This is a genomic window from Undibacterium sp. CCC3.4 (assembly GCF_034347425.1).
GTDB lineage: Bacteria > Pseudomonadota > Gammaproteobacteria > Burkholderiales > Burkholderiaceae_D > Undibacterium.
Genome location: NZ_CP133779.1, coordinates 2,757,214 through 2,772,137 on the forward strand (window position 1 = coordinate 2,757,214; position 14,924 = coordinate 2,772,137).

Genomic DNA, 14,924 nt, shown 5'->3' on the forward strand with positions numbered 1-14,924 from the left:
ATGGCTAGAATGAAATTTATCTGCGATGCAGAACGCTGTATTGAATGTAATAGCTGCGCTACCGCATGCAAGAATGAACACGAGGTGCCGTGGGGCGTGAATCGTCGGCGCGTGGTGACGGTGAACGATGGTGTGATCGGGCAGGAAAAATCGATCTCGGTCGCCTGCATGCATTGTTCCGATGCGCCGTGCATGGCGGTGTGTCCGGTCGATTGTTTTTATCGTACCGATGAAGGGGTGGTCTTGCATAACAAGGATATCTGCATCGGTTGCGGTTATTGTTCGTATGCTTGCCCATTCGGTGCACCGCAATTTCCTTCCAACGGTACCTTCGGTTTGCGCGGGAAAATGGATAAGTGCACGTTCTGCGCCGGCGGCCCGGAAGAGGATGGCTCGGAAGCGGAATTTGAAAAATATGGCCGCAATCGCTTAGCCGAAGGAAAACTGCCGATGTGCGCGGAAATGTGTTCGACCAAGGCTTTGTTGGCCGGCGACGGCGATATGGTGTCCGATATTTTCCGCTCGCGCGTGGTGCGACGTGGTCAGGGTAGCGAAGTCTGGGGTTGGGGCACGGCCTACGGTAAGGCAGCGCATGCTGAAACCAAACCGGTGAGTGATAAATGATGCGCAACTTATCTAAACGATGCTTGCCAGTGACATTGCTTGCTGCTGTGCTGGCGCTGGGCGCTTGCGGCGAGCGTGATCAAGCGACGACCACACACCGTGGTCTCGTCGATGAAAAAGCTTGGCAAGGGGCGCACAATGCGTATGTCGCACCGGGTTGGACACCGGGCGATAAAACCAGTTGGGAGCATCATTTGCGCGCGCGCGGACAGGCGCAAAATGAGTCGCTCAAAACGAATTGATCGGGGGCTGAGATGAAGCGCTATGTGTTTGCTGTGAGCTTATTGCTCGCCATTGGCGGGGCTTTGGCACAGGCCGTGACGCCGGTGCAGCCGCCGTCGTCTGCGGCTGCGCCAGGTTTGCCAGCGGTGGAGTCGTCGGATATTTTGCAACAGAACCAGGCGCAACGCAGTCGCGATCAGCCCGGTAATCTGGCACCGACGTATCGCCTCGTTACCGAAGGGGTGAAGAATTACGCCAGTCTGCCGGCACCGGAAGCCGGGGTGTTGATACAGGGGCGTACCCAGTTTCCTGGTCAGGCGCGGGCGGTGACTGCCGGTGAAGCATGGCGGGCTTATCGAAATGGTCCATTGACGCTGCTCGGTGGCGGTGTGATTTTGCTGGCCTTGGTGGCGGTGGCGGCGATGTATTTTTTCATCGGTCAAATTAAATTGCATGCGCCGCGCAGCGGCCGTCTGATTGAACGGTTTACACCGACTGAACGGACGCTGCATTGGAGTATGGCTTTGTCCTTCGTTACCTTGGCTTGCTCGGGCATGATTATTTTATTCGGCAAGCATATTTTATTGCCGGTTTTCGGCTTGACCTTATTCGGTTGGTTAGCCTTTTTGTGTAAGAACGTGCACAACTTCGTCGGCCCCATATTTACTGTTTCCATCATTTTGTTTTTCGTGCAGTTTGTCCGCGATAATTTGCCACGCGCTTCCGATCTGCAGTGGCTACGTAAGTTCGGCGGTCTGCTCAGTGGTGAGCATGTCAGTTCGCATCGTTTTAATGCCGGTGAAAAAGTGGTGTTCTGGGGCGGTGTGGTCGGGCTCGGCCTCATTGTCAGCGCTTCCGGCTTCGTGCTCGATAAACTCATTCCCGGGATGGTGTATTTGCGTGCCGATATGCAGATCGCCAGCATTGTGCATGTGGTGGCAGCCTTGTTGGCGGCCGCCATGGTGATCGGTCATATTTATCTCGGTACCCTGGGCATGGAAGGGGCGCTCGATGCGATGCGTAGCGGTTATGTCGATGAGGTCTGGGCCAAGGAACATCATGATCTTTGGTATGACGATATTGAGCAGGGAAAAATCGCGCGGGTGCGCAGCCAGCCGCCAACTGTCGCGGCCACCTCTGCTCAGACTATCAATGTGTAAACTTACTGGCACGCTATGATGAAAAAATCTTTGTTCTCTTGCTCGGCCGGTTTGCTGTCGGCCCTGTGGTGTTCTGTCAGTCTCGCGGCATTGCCGGCCCCGACGGTCGAAGCCAAAGCCAAGTCCGATGCTGCCAAGGCGAAAACCGCTTGGAGCGACAAGCTTGCGGCCTATCAGTTGTGCCAGGCGCAAAATAAAGTGGCGGCCGCTTATCTCAAGGGCCGCGAGACCAAGGCGCTGCCGCTTATGCCTCCCTGTGCCGACCCTGGGCCGTATCAGGCACCGGTGAGTACGCCGCCGCCGGTCGTGGCAGCTAAGCCCTGAGATGTCGGGTATGTGCGCCGATTCCCAGCGGCCTGTGTTGAGTGCCGCCACCGTGCCCTTGACGCGTGAAATCAGTGTGACCGATGAACGCGGGCGCTGCAGCTTGATTTCGATTCCAGCCGAACGCCCGTTGACGGTGTATGTCGATAAACGCGAACTGGTGACGCTGATGACTATGGGCGGTAATCCCGAGGCGCTGGTGCTTGGTTACTTACGCAATCAACGCTTGGTGCGCTGCTTAGCTGATATCGCTGCGGTGCAGGTGGATTGGGAAGTCGGTGCGGCAGCGGTGCAAACGCGCGGCGGCATCGAAGAAATCGAACAGCGTACTGCGCAGCGTATCGTCACTACCGGCTGTGGTCAGGGTACGGTGTTCGGTGGTTTGATGGATGAAGTCGATCAGATCGTCTTGCCGCCGACGGCGCGCTTGGCTCAGTCTGCGCTGTATCGCATCATCGACAGTATTCGCAGCCAGCAATCGATTTATAAAAAAGCCGGTTCGGTCCATGGTTGCGCCTTGTTTTCCAATCAGGGCGAGTTGTTGTATTTCGTTGAAGATGTCGGCCGTCATAACGCGGTCGATGCGATTGCCGGAAAAATGTGGCTCGATGGGATAAACGGTGCCGATAAGGTGTTTTACAGCACCGGTCGCTTGACTTCGGAGATGGTGATCAAGGGTGCGCAGATGGGTATTCCTATTTTGTTATCGCGTTCCGGCAGTACCGAGATGGGCCATCAGGTGGCCGATGCGATAGGCATGAGTTTGTTTTCGCGTTGCAGCGGCCGGCATTTTCTTTTGCTCACGCATCCGCATCGCCTCGAGTTTGAGCCGGCTTTGTTTGCGCAAGACGAGCATGGCAGCCTGGAACGCACCCCTGGGTAGCTATTGGCGGTAAAATACCGGTTTTAACCTTACCCGCATGCTGGTGTCGTGTTTGATTCTGCGCGACACGCGGTGCACTCCATCCCATGACAGTTCGTACTCGTTTTGCTCCTAGCCCTACCGGCTATCTCCACGTTGGCGGCGCCCGCACCGCTTTGTTCAGTTGGGCCTTTGCCCGCCACTTTGGCGGCACCTTCGTGTTGCGTATCGAAGATACCGATTTGGAACGTTCTACTCCGGCGGCAGTGCAGGCTATTCTCGATGGCATGCAATGGCTGGGTCTGGGCCATGATGAAGGCCCGTTCTATCAAATGCAACGCATGGAGCGTTACAGTGCCGTGCTGGCCGATATGCTGGCGCAAGGTACGGCTTACCATTGCTATTGTTCGAACGAGGAAGTTGAAGCCATGCGCGAACGGCAGCGTGCGGCTGGCGACAAGCCACGCTACGATGGCACTTGGCGTCCGGAAGCTGGCAAAACTTTGCCGCCGCTACCGGCCGATCGCAAGCCGGTCATTCGTTTTAAAAATCCGCTCGATGGCGTGGTCAGTTGGCTCGATTTGGTCAAGGGTGAAATCAGTATTGCCAATCGCGAACTCGATGATTTGGTGATCGCGCGCCCGGATGGCACGCCGACCTATAATTTTTGCGTCGCCGTTGATGACAACGATATGCAAATCACGCATGTGATACGCGGCGATGACCATGTCAATAATACGCCACGCCAGATTAATATCCTTACTGCGCTCGGCGCCAGTTTGCCGCATTACGCGCATGTACCGATGATACTCGGTGCCGATGGTCAGAAATTGTCGAAACGTCGCGATGCCGTCAGTGTGATGGATTACCTCGATAAAGGTTATCTGCCTGAAGCGATGCTCAATTATTTGGCGCGACTCGGTTGGAGCCATGGCGATGAAGAGATTTTTTCCATGGAACAGATGTGCAGTTGGTTTGACTTGACGCATTTGTCCGGTTCACCGGCGCAATTCAATCCGGAAAAACTTGGCTGGATCAATAATCATTACATCAAGGCAGCCGACAATGCGCGCTTGGCCGAATTGGTGCGTGCATCGATGTTGGCCGATGGTGCGGAGTTTGATGGCGCGCCCGATTTGGCGGCAGTGATCGCTTTGTTGAAAGAGCGCGCCAATACCACACTCGAGCTGGGGCACGCCGCAATGCTGTTTTACCGCACGCCTGCACCTGATCCAGTGTTGCTCGCACAGCAGCTGACGGCGGCCGTACAACCGGCCTTGGCGCAGTTTGCCGCGCAGTGTGAAACAGTGGAATGGACCAAGGCCGCAATATCGGCCGTACTCAAGCAAGTGTTAGCCGAACATGGCTTGAAAATGCCGCAATTGGCCATGCCTTTGCGCTTGTTGTTGACAGGTCAATTGCAAACGCCATCGATCGATGCCGTGATCGAATTGTTTGGTCGTGAGCGGGTATTGCAGCGTTTGCGCGTAACAGTCTGATTAGTGTTGATGGGGGGCTTTACAAGTAGCCTATCATCCCCTATAATCTTGTTTCTGTTCTGCGCTGTGGGGGTATAGCTCAGCTGGGAGAGCGCTTGCATGGCATGCAAGAGGTCAGCGGTTCGATCCCGCTTACCTCCACCAAGTTTTCTAATGCGCGCAGAATAGAATCGTAGTTTGTTGTCCCCATCGTCTAGAGGCCTAGGACATCACCCTTTCACGGTGAGTACAGGGGTTCGAATCCCCTTGGGGACGCCAATAAATTTTTATTGTGGACAACAAACTAGATATTCCGATCCCAGCATCTGTGTATCAAGCAGTACAGGTCAGTATCAAGGACAGAATATGTCCCCATCGTCTAGAGGCCTAGGACATCACCCTTTCACGGTGAGTACAGGGGTTCGAATCCCCTTGGGGACGCCAGTAGTAAGAAAAACAGCCTGCGTAAGCAGGCTGTTTTTTTTCCGTGTAAGAGAAGAGCCGATAGTTCGGCTCTTCGGAGCAGGGGATTCGAAGGGGCTCGCTTACCAGCGAGCCCGCGGCCTGCGCTTGTGTAGGCGAATCCCCTTGGGGACGCCAGTAGTAAGAAAAACAGCCTGCGTAAGCAGGCTGTTTTTTTTCCGTGTAAGAGAAGAGCCGATAGTTCGGCTCTTCGGAGCAGGGGATTCGAAGGGGCTCGCTTACCAGCGAGCCCGCGGCCTGCGCTTGTGTAGGCGAATCCCCTTGGGGACGCCAGTAGTAAGAAAAACAGCCTGCGTAAGCAGGCTGTTTTTTTTCCGTGTCGGCGTTTACTTGGTCGATCACTTTACTCTTCGCCTCGTCATTCCCGCGTGCTTTTGGCGGGAACCCAGTGACGTTCGTGGTTAACTGAAAATGCCAGAAATTGTGGCATTTTCAGTGTAAAAAACGACACTAGGTTCCCGCCAAAAGCACGCGGGAATGACGAGGTATGCGGTGTTTCAGGTGTAAAAAAGCGTCCATCAGGCTTTTGCGACAGCCTCTTCAGGGCGGGGAGGATGTCAAGTACTTTACCCGTTTTGTAAGTAAAAAATGACGTCCGCCTTCGGGTACAGTTTGTATGTATCTGTACGGTTTTTTGAGGATCTGACAGGGGATTTTCGTTCTGGCGCTATCTGCTGAAAAAATGACACGCGTTTAAGCCTAGGGAAGTAGGTTTATTATAATTTTTCGCTTGATTTGTCGTATAATCCTATTTCGATAGGTTTTTAATATAAAATCCTTTAATTTGCGAGTAAAAGACTACTCAATTAGGTTTTATGAAAAAAGTCACGAAAACCGTTTCCCCTTACAGCTCGCACATCGCTGACGTGGAGACGCTTGGCCACTTCATTCGCGCACAGCGCACCGCCGAAGGTCTTACCATTGAACAGGCGGCGTTGAGCATCGGTATTGCGAAACAGACACTCGCCGATCTGGAAAAAGGCAAGTCCACGGTCGGCATTGGGATTGTGTTGCGCATCGTTTCCGACTTGGGCTTGAACCTGTTCGTCGCGGACAAGCAGGACTCGAAAGCAGTGACGGACTTCATCCGGCTGCGTCCCTACGACACCGGCAGGATCAAATAATGCGTCTTGAGGTCTACTGCCAAAACGAGAGGGTCGCAACGCTACGGACGGAGAAATGGCCGTTACGCCTATCGAGCCCGAGCAGAAATTCCGCTACTTGTCGCCAGATGAGTTGTCGGAGCGCATTCGTGCTCGGCCGGCAATGCCATTTTCCGTCTGGGATGGGAAGGTCCGCCTGTCCATCGCCGGCTTCCAGGACAAGATCGCCGTCCTGAAGACCGATGAAGGATGGCACCTGGTCGAAGGACACGGCTTGGCCTCGACCGTCATTCTCAAGCCGGAGCCGATAAACTCTCGCCTCGCCGGACTGACCACAAACGAATTTTTTTGCATGCGGCTTGCGTTTCACGTTCGCTTGCCCGTGGCGGATGTGCGCCTGGTGCATGTGCCGGAGCCGGTCTTAGAAATTACCCGATTCGATCGGGAAGCAAGCGCCGATGGCATCCTGCGGCGCCATGTGATCGACGGTTGCCAGGCCTTGGGTATGTCGGTCGGAATGAAATACGAGCGGCCTTACGGTGAGACGAAGGATGTAAGGCACATCAGGGACGGTGCCTCTCTGCCACGTCTATTCGGGCTTTTAGACATAAGCAACCGGCCGGCGGCCCAGCGTCTGGCCTTGCTGCGCTGGGTGCTGTTCCAGATTCTGGTCGGTAATACAGACGCGCATGCCAAGAATCTGTCGTTTTTTGTCAGTGCGATCGGGACATACCTTACGCCCACGTACGACGTGGTCTGCACACTCGCCTACGCCGGCTCGATAGAGGACAACTTTGCAATGGCGATCGGCGACGCTTTCACGGAGGGAGAATTGAGCGCGTATGAATGGGCTCAATTCGCGGCAAATTGTCGCTTGTCGCCGCGCCTTGTTTCAATCGAAATGCTGAATCTGGTGCATCGGATCCGCGAGCGTTTGCCGGCGGTTCGCGCCGAGGTGGCTGCCGCTGGCGGGCTGGCCTCTGTCGTACAGAGCGTCGTCGATGTGATCAACCGCATGTGCTTGAGGCACGAGCAGCTTGCGCGCTTAATCGTCGAGGTCGATACGGACCAGTTTTCTGACCAGATACGCGACAAGCTTGTTCCAAGCGATCGCTTGCGCAGCAAGCTCTAGGGAAGCGCGGATTTAATCGCAGTGGCTTAGTCTCATCATTTCCGCCTGCGCGTACCTGACTACTCTTCGCCTCGTCATTTCTGCGCTGGCAGAAATCCAGTGGCACGCCAGTGCCTTCAGAGGCTGTCGCAAAAGCCTGATGGACGCTTTTTATATCTGAAACACCGCATACCTCGTCATTCCCGTATGCCACAGCCTCGTCATTTCCGTATGCCACAGCTTCGTCATTCCCGTATGCCACAGCCTCGTCATTCCCGTATGCCACAGCCTCGTCATTCCCGCATGCTTTTGGCGGGAACCCAGTGTCGTTTTTGCACTGAAAATGCCACAATTTCTGGCGTTTTCAGTTAACCACGAACGCCGCTGGATTCCTGCTAAAAGCGCGCAGGAACGACGTGGCCACCAGTCGGGGTAGTGATACCGACTGAAAACCCTTTTGCGACAGCCTCTTTAGGGCGGGGAGGATGTCAATGGCATCGACAAGGCTGTGATTTTTGACCATATTGATATTGACGAACCACTGGCTCAGGCATTCGACAGCATCATGCTGTTTTTGAAAAAGCATGCACTGCGTGGTGCGGATTTTTCAGAGTCGCGGCGCAAAGATGTTTGGAGTATCCCCTTGGGAATACTGCGTGAAGCTGTGATCAATGCATTAGTCCATGCCGATTATTCGCAACGTGGCGCACCTGTTCGTATTGCGTTTTTTGATGATCGGATTGAGATTGAAAATCCTGGTATTTTATTGCCTGGCATGACTATTGATGACATGAAGCAGGGCATCTCAAAAATCCGTAATCCGGTGATTGTGCGTGTGTTTCGTGAGCTCAATCTGCTTGAACAATGGGGTAGTGGCGTGAAACGGATCGTGAAGGAGGCTGAAGAACAAGGCTTGCCGGAAGTTCAAATTTCAGAAATTGGTATGCGGCTACGGCTGGTCATTCGATTTGCCGCCTTGTTGACTACGCAAGTGCGTGTTTCTGCTAAAGGCGTTGCGGCGACATTGAGTGCGCCATCAGAGGCCCAGTCAGAGGCCCAGTCAGAGGCCCAGTCAGAATCGATATTACATTTACTTTCCGATGCCTCGCTGGCATCCGCTGAGCTGATTAATTTGCTGCAGCTTAGTTCGAAAACCGGGGCATTCAAGCGCAGTATTCAGACTCTGTTGGAGCAAGGGCTGATTAGCTACACGCTGCCAGATAAACCCAGTAGTCGTTTGCAAAAATATTGCATCACCATGAAAGGTAGGCAACTATTAGCTGGTGCGCATTAAGTGTCTTGCGCTGTCAGCGTGCAACGCGCCGCGCTCAGGTCGTGGCCCACATGCGCAGTAAATTGTGATATTGCGCCGTCAAGCTCAGCACTTCGGCGCAGTCACCGAGGCGTTCGCGCAGTGTGCAGATGTTGTTATCCATTTGGAATAACATGCCGCGTTTGGCATCGTCGGCGATCATACTCTGGGTCCAGAAAAACGCGCACAGACGGGTACCGCGCGTGACCGGCATCACTTGATGCAGGCTGGTCGATGGATAGACAATCAAATCACCGGCCGATAATTTGACTTCATGCGTGCCATAGGTATCGAGCACCATCAGTTCGCCACCGTCATACTCCTCCGGCTCGCTGAGAAACAAGGTGCTCGACACATCGGTACGTAATTGCTGCGTGCTGCCCGGTATGGCACGGATGGCACCGTCAACATGTAAGCCGTAGTGTTCGCCGCCGGCATAGGAATTGAACAGTGGCGGCACGATGTGCAGCGGCAGAGCGGCGGAAAAAAACAAGGGATGGCGGCGTACCGCTGCCAGAACGATGGCACTGAGTTCGCGCGCCGTTGCTCCGTGCTCCGCTAACTGGCGGTTGGCTTTGACGCGTGCGCCTTGGGCGCCGACGGTTTGGCTGCCATCGACCCAGGTGCACGCGCTCAGGCGTTCGCGCAGGGCGCTGACTTCGCTGTGGCTCATGACAGCCGGAATGTGTAACATCATGCTGGTAACTCCTGTCGATTTGAGGTGCCCGGCCGATGCAAGGGCATAGCGTGACGGCCGGGCAGCGCTGTGCTTAAAATTTGATATTCAAGGCCAGCGTGGCTGAGCGCGGTGTGCCTGGGGCATAGCGATAACCGCTCTTGTTTATCGAGGCCACATAGCGCCGATCGCTGAGGTTGTAGACATTGAGCTGCAGGGCTACATTTTTATTGATGGCATAGTTGAGCATGCTGTCGAACACCCAGTATGGATCGGTGCTGACCGGTGTGCCGAGCGCACCGTCTTTGCCGCGCAAGAGCGCATCGACGAAGCGCGCACCGCCACCGAGTTTCAAACCCATTGGTAATTCGTAAGAGGTCCAGACGGTGAAGGTCTGTTTCGGGGCATAAGCGAGATTGGTTTCGCCATTGGCGGTTACGCTGGGTCCGCTGGCGACCGAGGTGTTCATGCGTGCATAGCCGGCGCTGACCAGCCAGTTGCGCCGAATCTCACCGCTCATACCGAGTTCCAGCCCTTGTACCCGTTTGGCACCGGTCTGGTAATACAATAAATCGACCAAATTTTGCACGATGTCGTTGGAGATGTCGGTGCGATACACGGCGGCGGTGAACGACAGTTTTTTCTCCAGTAAATCCCATTTGCCACCGATTTCGTAATTCTTCGCCACCTGCGGATCGAATTTAGGATTGCCGGCATTATCCGCCGCCAGGCTGAGGGCGAAATTTGCTCCGCCCGGTGCTTGTTTCGAGGTCGACATCGACGCATACACGCTGCTGTCGGTGGTCGGTTTGTAGAGTGCGCCGAGTTTCCAGTTGAGCAGATTGCCGGCGGTATTCAAGTTTAAGGGCACCAGCGTATTGATTGGCAGAGTAGGATTAGTTTTGGCAGTCGATAAGCTGGCGCTGGAATAATCGGTGTCGTAGCGGTCGATGCGCAGGCCGCCGTTGACTTGCCAGCGCGGGGAAAACTCTATGGTGTCAAACAAGTAAGCGCTGACGGTGCTGGTACTGCCGCGTGTGAACACGCCATTGCGTTGCAAATTGAGGCCGCTGACCGGGTCGGCTGGATTCGGATGGTACAAATTGGCGGCGGCGACGCTGCCCAAGCCATCGTAACCCCACGTGTTTTGCTTTTCCTGGGTCAATTCCAGACCGCCCAGCAGCGTCTGCTTGAAGCCGCCCCAATTGAGTTCGGCGCTCAGATTGCTTTGGTTAGTGAAAATCTCGTTTTGTTGATCTTTCTGTGTGCGTATGCTGCGTGCCAAGGTCCAGCCGCTGGTATCGCTCGGCACGGGGGTGAGTGCATTTGCGCTCGAGCCCATGAAAGCGGTGAGCAGATAATTTTGTGCGGTCTTACCGTAGCGCGTGGTGTTGATCAATCGGACGGTGGGACTGAAATCATGCTCGATGCGCGCAGTGAACATATCGGCACGGACCTGATCGTGATCGCTGTTGACGCCATAAAAATTGTTGCTATCGACTGCCGCCGCTTGACTCAGGACGGGGCGGGTCGGATCGGGGCTGGTGTAGCCGGGTAAGCCTATGGTGGGAACGCCGCCATCAGGAATATTGTTTTGCTCGACATGCAGGTAGCTGAGTATGACGCGGGTCGGGCTAGCCAGACCAAAGCTGAGCGTCGGTGCGACTGCCCAGCGCTGGTTGCGCACCACGTCGCGCCCCGCTACGCCGCTGTCTTGATCGAGCAGATTGAGCCGCAAAGCCGTACCGCTGGCTTCATCGAGGATGCGGTTGATATCGGCGCTGATGCGCTTTTGCTTAGCACTGCCAACTGACATGCTGATAGCGCCGGCATTATCGAGCTGGGCTTGCTTACTGTTTAAGTTGATCGAGCCAGTTGGCGCACTGCGGCCGCTGTCGGTGCCGGCGCTGCCTTTGAGAATATCGATTTGTTCGATGTTGAACAGGTCGCGAGAAATCGAACCGATGTCGCGCACGCCATCGACGAAGATACTGCCCGAGGTATCGAAACCGCGCATATAAATGGCGTCGCCGGTGCTGGTGCTGCCGTTTTCACCGAGGAAAAAAGCGCCGACACCTGGGGTATTTCTCAGCGCATCGGTGAGCGTGTGGGCCGCTTGCTGCTCGATCAGTTCGCGTTTGATGACGCTAATGGTTTGCGGGGTGTCGAGCAAGGGCTGACTGTATTTGGCGGAAGCGGCGCGCTCTGCTTTGAAGTCATTTTCGGTGCTGGCTTTGACGTTGACTTCCGGTAAGTCGGCGGCCTGTGCCGCAGTCAGCGGCAGCAGCAGGGCGGCGAAGGTGGCAGAGAGCGTGTGGGGTAAGCGTTTGGCGCGAGAGGCGTGATGAGGACGACTGATAATAGGCATTTCGGGATTCCAAAAGGATAGAGAAAACACATACCGTTTGGCTTTTCCGGGGAATGGCTGGTAGCAAGCAAGGAAGCTTGAGACAGTGATTGTAACGAAACTTTTCTTATTTGTAAATACGAACGATTATCAATTGCAATTAAGGTACAGCGCTTCCTCAGGGAAGCGCTGCGTACTTCAGAGCGCCGGGTTGTGCAACTGGCGGTGGATTTGTTCTATCTCGGCCAAGACTTCCGGACTCAATACGGTTTCGAAGGCATTGATATTTTCTTCCAGTTGGGCCAGCGTGGTTGCGCCGATGATGGTGCTGGAAACGAACCAGCGTGAGTAGCACCAAGCCAGCGCCAGACGTGCCGGCGTCATGCCATGCGCGTGTGCCAGTGCGGCATAGCGGCGACTGGCTTCAAACACTTCGGCACGCAGGTAGCGCGGACTCCAGGTCGGTGGGAAGTGCGTCAAGCGGCCGGCAGCGACGGCATCGGCGGCGTATTTCCCACTCAATTGGCCGAAGGCGAGCGGACTGTAGGCCAACAAGCCGATGTTTTCGCGGTAGCAGCTTTCATCGAGCCCTTGTTCAAAGGCGCGGTTCACCATATTGTAAGCATTTTGAATCGATGCCGGTGCAGCGGCGTGCTGCAAGCTGGCTTGGCGGCTGAACTCGCCTATGCCCCAAGCGGTTTCATTGGAGACACCGTAGGCGCGGATCTTACCTTCTTTAATCAGGGCATCAAGCGTGGCGACGGTATCGGCGATGGCGCAATGCGCGCGTTCTTGCGTCGGGTCGAAGCGGGTTTGGCCGAAAATCGGCGCATTCCGGCTGGGCCAGTGTAATTGATAGAGATCGATGTAATCGGTTTGCAGGCGCTGCAGACTGGTGTCGAGTGCGGCGCGCAGATTGGCCGGGCTGAAATCATTGTTACCGTTACGTATCCAGCCCATGCCGCGCGAAGGGCCGGCGATTTTACTGGCTATCACCAACTGCTCACGGCGACCCGATTTTTTTAACCAAGTGCCGAGGTATTGTTCGGTGCGGCCTTGCGTTTCGGCGCGCGGCATGACCGGATACATTTCGGCGGTATCGATGAAGTTGATGCCACGTTCGACTGCATAATCGAGTTGCTCATGTGCTTGGGCTTCGGTATTTTGTTCGCCGAAGGTCATGGTGCCGAGACAAATCGGGGTGACGTTGAGTGGACTGTTGCCGAGTTGTTTGCTTTGCATGAGTAAAAATTCCGTGGGTGGCTGGATAGGCGCGCTGGCGCTGTGGAGTAAAAGTATAGCGCAATTAGCCGTTGCGGTTTTTGGCCGTCCCGCCTCATTGGTAATTCCCTCGAATTTGAGGAAATTACAATCAGGAATAGTGATGCAAGTAGCTTTTCTGTACCGTTACATCTGCCGATTACACGCCTGGCCGCAAGGCCGCCGCACATTCCTTGACCAAGGCCGGGCCTTGATAAATTAAGCCTGAGTAGAGCTGCACCAATTCCGCTCCGGCGGCGATTTTGCTCGCCGCGTCGGCACCGGAAAAAATACCGCCGACGCCGATGATGGGCACTGCCGTGCCGAGTTCGGCTTTGAGTGCACGGATCACGTGGTTTGACAATTCAAACACCGGTTTGCCGGATAAGCCACCGGCTTCGTCGGCATGCGCGAGGCCCTGCACGGCGTCGCGGGTGATGGTGGTGTTGGTGGCGATGACGCCGTCGATACGGTGGCGCAGCAAGGCGGCAGCGATCGTTTTGATTTGCTCGGCGTCGATATCGGGGGCGATTTTCAAGGCCAGCGGCACGTAGCGGCGGTGTTGGTCGGCCAGACGTTGTTGGGCATCTTTGAGTTGGCCGAGTAAGGCGTCGAGTTCATCGCCGCCTTGCAGTTGACGCAGGTTTTTGGTATTCGGTGAAGAAATATTTACCGCTACATAACTGGCATACGGGTAGACCTTGGCCAGACAATGCAGATAATCATCGGCGGCATTTTCTATCGGTGTCGCGGCATTTTTACCGATGTTCAGACCGAGTACGCCTTGGCCTTCTTGATAGAAACGCGAAGCCTGAACATTCTTGACGAAGGCATCGACGCCGCCGTTATTGAAGCCCATGCGATTGATGATTGCACCGGCTTGCGGCAGACGGAACATGCGCGGCAGCGGGTTGCCAGCTTGGGCGCGCGGTGTGACGGTACCGATTTCTATCGAGCCGAAACCGAGTGCGGCCAGCCCGTCGATGTAGGCACCATCTTTGTCCAGACCAGCGGCCAAACCAACCGGGTTGGGGAAGCGAATACCCATCACGGTGCGTGGATCACAGTCGGGTTTGTTCAAGAAACGCGTCAGGCCGAGTTTGCTGGCCGTTTGTAAGGCCGGCAGGGTCAGATGGTGGGCGCGCTCGGCATCGAGCGAAAATAAAATGGAGCGGGCGAACGAATACAATAATTTTTCTGACATGGTAGTAAGCGAAGGTGAAATAAGTTGCTGAGAATTATAGGGATTGCCAATGGCCGTGCATTAATGCATCGAGCGGTTTGAAATTGGTCTTGTAAGACATTTTCGGGCTGGCGGCAATCCAGTAACCGAGATACACATGCGGTAACTGCAATTCGGCGGCTTGGCGAATTTGCCAGAGTACATTGTAGGTGCCGTAGGATGCTTCCGTTTCTTCCGGATCGAAAAACGTATACACGGAAGATAAGCCATCGCTGAGGATGTCGATGATGCTGACCATTTTCAATTGGTTTTCTGCATCGCGGAATTCTACCAAGCGCGTTTCTACCCGACTTTGCAGCAGAAACTGCGCATATTGATCGCGGCTGTCTTGGTCCATGCCGCCGCCGGCATGGCGATACTGTTGGTATTGCTGATACAGTTCATAGTGTTCATGGGTGTAGGCGAGCGCGATCACGCGGGCGCTGAGGTCGGCATGTTTTTTGTCGGCGCGCCGCTGACTGCGATTGGCATGAAATTCTGCCACGCGCACGCGCACTGGCGTGCAGGCGCGGCAATTGTCGCAGTGTGGCCGGTAGACGAAAATACCGCTGCGCCGAAAACCGCGGTGTACCAAATCAGAATACGCTTCTGAATTAATCAGATGGGCGGGCGTGGCAACTTGCGAGCGCGCTTGTAAGCCTGGCAAGTAGCTGCAAGGGTAGGGCGCAGTGGCATAAAATTGTATGCTTTCGCAAACTAATTCGTTGAGTTGTGTCACA

14 protein-coding genes and 3 tRNA genes are annotated in these 14,924 nt (G+C 55.0%); 12 read left to right on the forward strand and 5 right to left on the reverse strand.

The window, feature by feature from the left end:
- The 12 genes from fdh3B (at window position 1) to RHM61_RS12365 (ending at window position 8,661) form a co-directional block, all read left to right on the forward strand.
- A complete protein-coding gene (fdh3B, locus tag RHM61_RS12310) occupies window positions 1–624 on the forward strand; it encodes a formate dehydrogenase FDH3 subunit beta (protein ID WP_322247602.1) in 624 nt (207 codons plus the stop codon).
- The gene (locus tag RHM61_RS12315; protein WP_322247603.1) at window positions 621–866 is read left to right on the forward strand and encodes a hypothetical protein; all 246 of its coding nucleotides are present in this window, start codon (window positions 621–623) and stop codon (window positions 864–866) included. Before fdh3B ends, RHM61_RS12315 begins: the two co-directional genes overlap by 4 nt.
- A 12-nt stretch (window positions 867–878) precedes the next feature.
- Complete coding sequence (locus tag RHM61_RS12320; protein WP_323493366.1) at window positions 879–2,006, forward strand: formate dehydrogenase subunit gamma; 1,128 nt, start codon at window positions 879–881, stop codon at window positions 2,004–2,006.
- Between the two features lie 15 nt (window positions 2,007–2,021).
- On the forward strand, window positions 2,022–2,330 hold the full coding sequence (locus RHM61_RS12325; protein WP_322247605.1) for a hypothetical protein: 309 nt from the start codon (window positions 2,022–2,024) through the stop codon (window positions 2,328–2,330).
- Between the two features lie 10 nt (window positions 2,331–2,340).
- Window positions 2,341–3,213, forward strand: coding sequence for a formate dehydrogenase accessory sulfurtransferase FdhD (locus RHM61_RS12330; RefSeq protein ID WP_322247606.1), 873 nt, complete (start codon window positions 2,341–2,343; stop codon window positions 3,211–3,213).
- Window positions 3,214–3,299: 86 nt separating this feature from the next.
- On the forward strand, window positions 3,300–4,691 hold the full coding sequence (gltX, locus tag RHM61_RS12335; RefSeq protein WP_322247607.1) for a glutamate--tRNA ligase: 1,392 nt from the start codon (window positions 3,300–3,302) through the stop codon (window positions 4,689–4,691).
- A gap of 68 nt (window positions 4,692–4,759) precedes the next feature.
- Window positions 4,760–4,835 (forward strand) — tRNA-Ala (locus tag RHM61_RS12340).
- A 38-nt stretch (window positions 4,836–4,873) separates the two neighbouring features.
- A tRNA-Glu gene (locus tag RHM61_RS12345) sits at window positions 4,874–4,949 on the forward strand.
- Between the two features lie 89 nt (window positions 4,950–5,038).
- Window positions 5,039–5,114: transfer RNA gene (locus RHM61_RS12350), tRNA-Glu, on the forward strand.
- A gap of 854 nt (window positions 5,115–5,968) precedes the next feature.
- Window positions 5,969–6,277 carry a helix-turn-helix domain-containing protein gene (locus RHM61_RS12355; protein WP_322247608.1) on the forward strand — a complete coding sequence of 103 codons (309 nt, stop codon included), beginning with the start codon at window positions 5,969–5,971 and terminating at the stop codon, window positions 6,275–6,277.
- A 55-nt stretch (window positions 6,278–6,332) separates the two neighbouring features.
- The gene (locus RHM61_RS12360; protein ID WP_322247609.1) at window positions 6,333–7,388 is read left to right on the forward strand and encodes a HipA domain-containing protein; all 1,056 of its coding nucleotides are present in this window, start codon (window positions 6,333–6,335) and stop codon (window positions 7,386–7,388) included.
- A 487-nt stretch (window positions 7,389–7,875) separates the two neighbouring features.
- Window positions 7,876–8,661 carry an ATP-binding protein gene (locus tag RHM61_RS12365; RefSeq protein WP_322247610.1) on the forward strand — a complete coding sequence of 262 codons (786 nt, stop codon included), beginning with the start codon at window positions 7,876–7,878 and terminating at the stop codon, window positions 8,659–8,661.
- A 34-nt stretch (window positions 8,662–8,695) separates the two neighbouring features.
- On the opposite strand, the gene RHM61_RS12370 is transcribed toward RHM61_RS12365, so the two are convergent.
- The 5 genes from RHM61_RS12370 to RHM61_RS12390 all read right to left on the reverse strand — a co-directional run bounded on the left by RHM61_RS12370 (window position 8,696) and on the right by RHM61_RS12390 (window position 14,923).
- Window positions 8,696–9,376: a Fe2+-dependent dioxygenase gene (locus RHM61_RS12370; protein ID WP_322247611.1), complete on the reverse strand. Its 681-nt coding sequence runs from the start codon at window positions 9,374–9,376 to the stop codon at window positions 8,696–8,698.
- A 73-nt stretch (window positions 9,377–9,449) separates the two neighbouring features.
- Window positions 9,450–11,723, reverse strand: a complete 2,274-nt coding sequence (locus tag RHM61_RS12375; protein WP_322247612.1) for a catecholate siderophore receptor Fiu — start codon at window positions 11,721–11,723, stop codon at window positions 9,450–9,452.
- A gap of 177 nt (window positions 11,724–11,900) precedes the next feature.
- Complete coding sequence (locus RHM61_RS12380) at window positions 11,901–12,944, reverse strand: aldo/keto reductase (protein ID WP_322247613.1); 1,044 nt, start codon at window positions 12,942–12,944, stop codon at window positions 11,901–11,903.
- 178 nt (window positions 12,945–13,122) lie between these two features.
- Window positions 13,123–14,166 (reverse strand): quinone-dependent dihydroorotate dehydrogenase, encoded by a 1,044-nt coding sequence (locus RHM61_RS12385; protein ID WP_322247614.1) that lies wholly within the window; start codon window positions 14,164–14,166, stop codon window positions 13,123–13,125.
- 34 nt (window positions 14,167–14,200) lie between these two features.
- Window positions 14,201–14,923, reverse strand: a complete 723-nt coding sequence (locus RHM61_RS12390) for an arginyltransferase (protein ID WP_322251099.1) — start codon at window positions 14,921–14,923, stop codon at window positions 14,201–14,203.
- Window position 14,924: the final 1 nt, after the last annotated feature.

Bases quoted from the DNA above. Each gene is read 5' to 3' on its own strand.
- RHM61_RS12330 (WP_322247606.1), top strand. From the start codon at position 2,341: ATGTGCGCCGATTCCCAGCGGCCTGTGTTGAGTGCCGCCACCGTGCCC.
- RHM61_RS12370 (WP_322247611.1), bottom strand. From the start codon at position 9,376: ATGATGTTACACATTCCGGCTGTCATGAGCCACAGCGAAGTCAGCGCC.
- RHM61_RS12355 (WP_322247608.1), top strand. From the start codon at position 5,969: ATGAAAAAAGTCACGAAAACCGTTTCCCCTTACAGCTCGCACATCGCT.
- gltX (WP_322247607.1), top strand. From the start codon at position 3,300: ATGACAGTTCGTACTCGTTTTGCTCCTAGCCCTACCGGCTATCTCCAC.
- RHM61_RS12320 (WP_323493366.1), top strand. From the start codon at position 879: ATGAAGCGCTATGTGTTTGCTGTGAGCTTATTGCTCGCCATTGGCGGG.
- RHM61_RS12380 (WP_322247613.1), bottom strand. From the start codon at position 12,944: ATGCAAAGCAAACAACTCGGCAACAGTCCACTCAACGTCACCCCGATT.
- RHM61_RS12360 (WP_322247609.1), top strand. From the start codon at position 6,333: ATGGCCGTTACGCCTATCGAGCCCGAGCAGAAATTCCGCTACTTGTCG.
- RHM61_RS12375 (WP_322247612.1), bottom strand. From the start codon at position 11,723: ATGCCTATTATCAGTCGTCCTCATCACGCCTCTCGCGCCAAACGCTTA.
- RHM61_RS12385 (WP_322247614.1), bottom strand. From the start codon at position 14,166: ATGTCAGAAAAATTATTGTATTCGTTCGCCCGCTCCATTTTATTTTCG.
- RHM61_RS12325 (WP_322247605.1), top strand. From the start codon at position 2,022: ATGATGAAAAAATCTTTGTTCTCTTGCTCGGCCGGTTTGCTGTCGGCC.
- fdh3B (WP_322247602.1), top strand. From the start codon at position 1: ATGGCTAGAATGAAATTTATCTGCGATGCAGAACGCTGTATTGAATGT.
- RHM61_RS12315 (WP_322247603.1), top strand. From the start codon at position 621: ATGATGCGCAACTTATCTAAACGATGCTTGCCAGTGACATTGCTTGCT.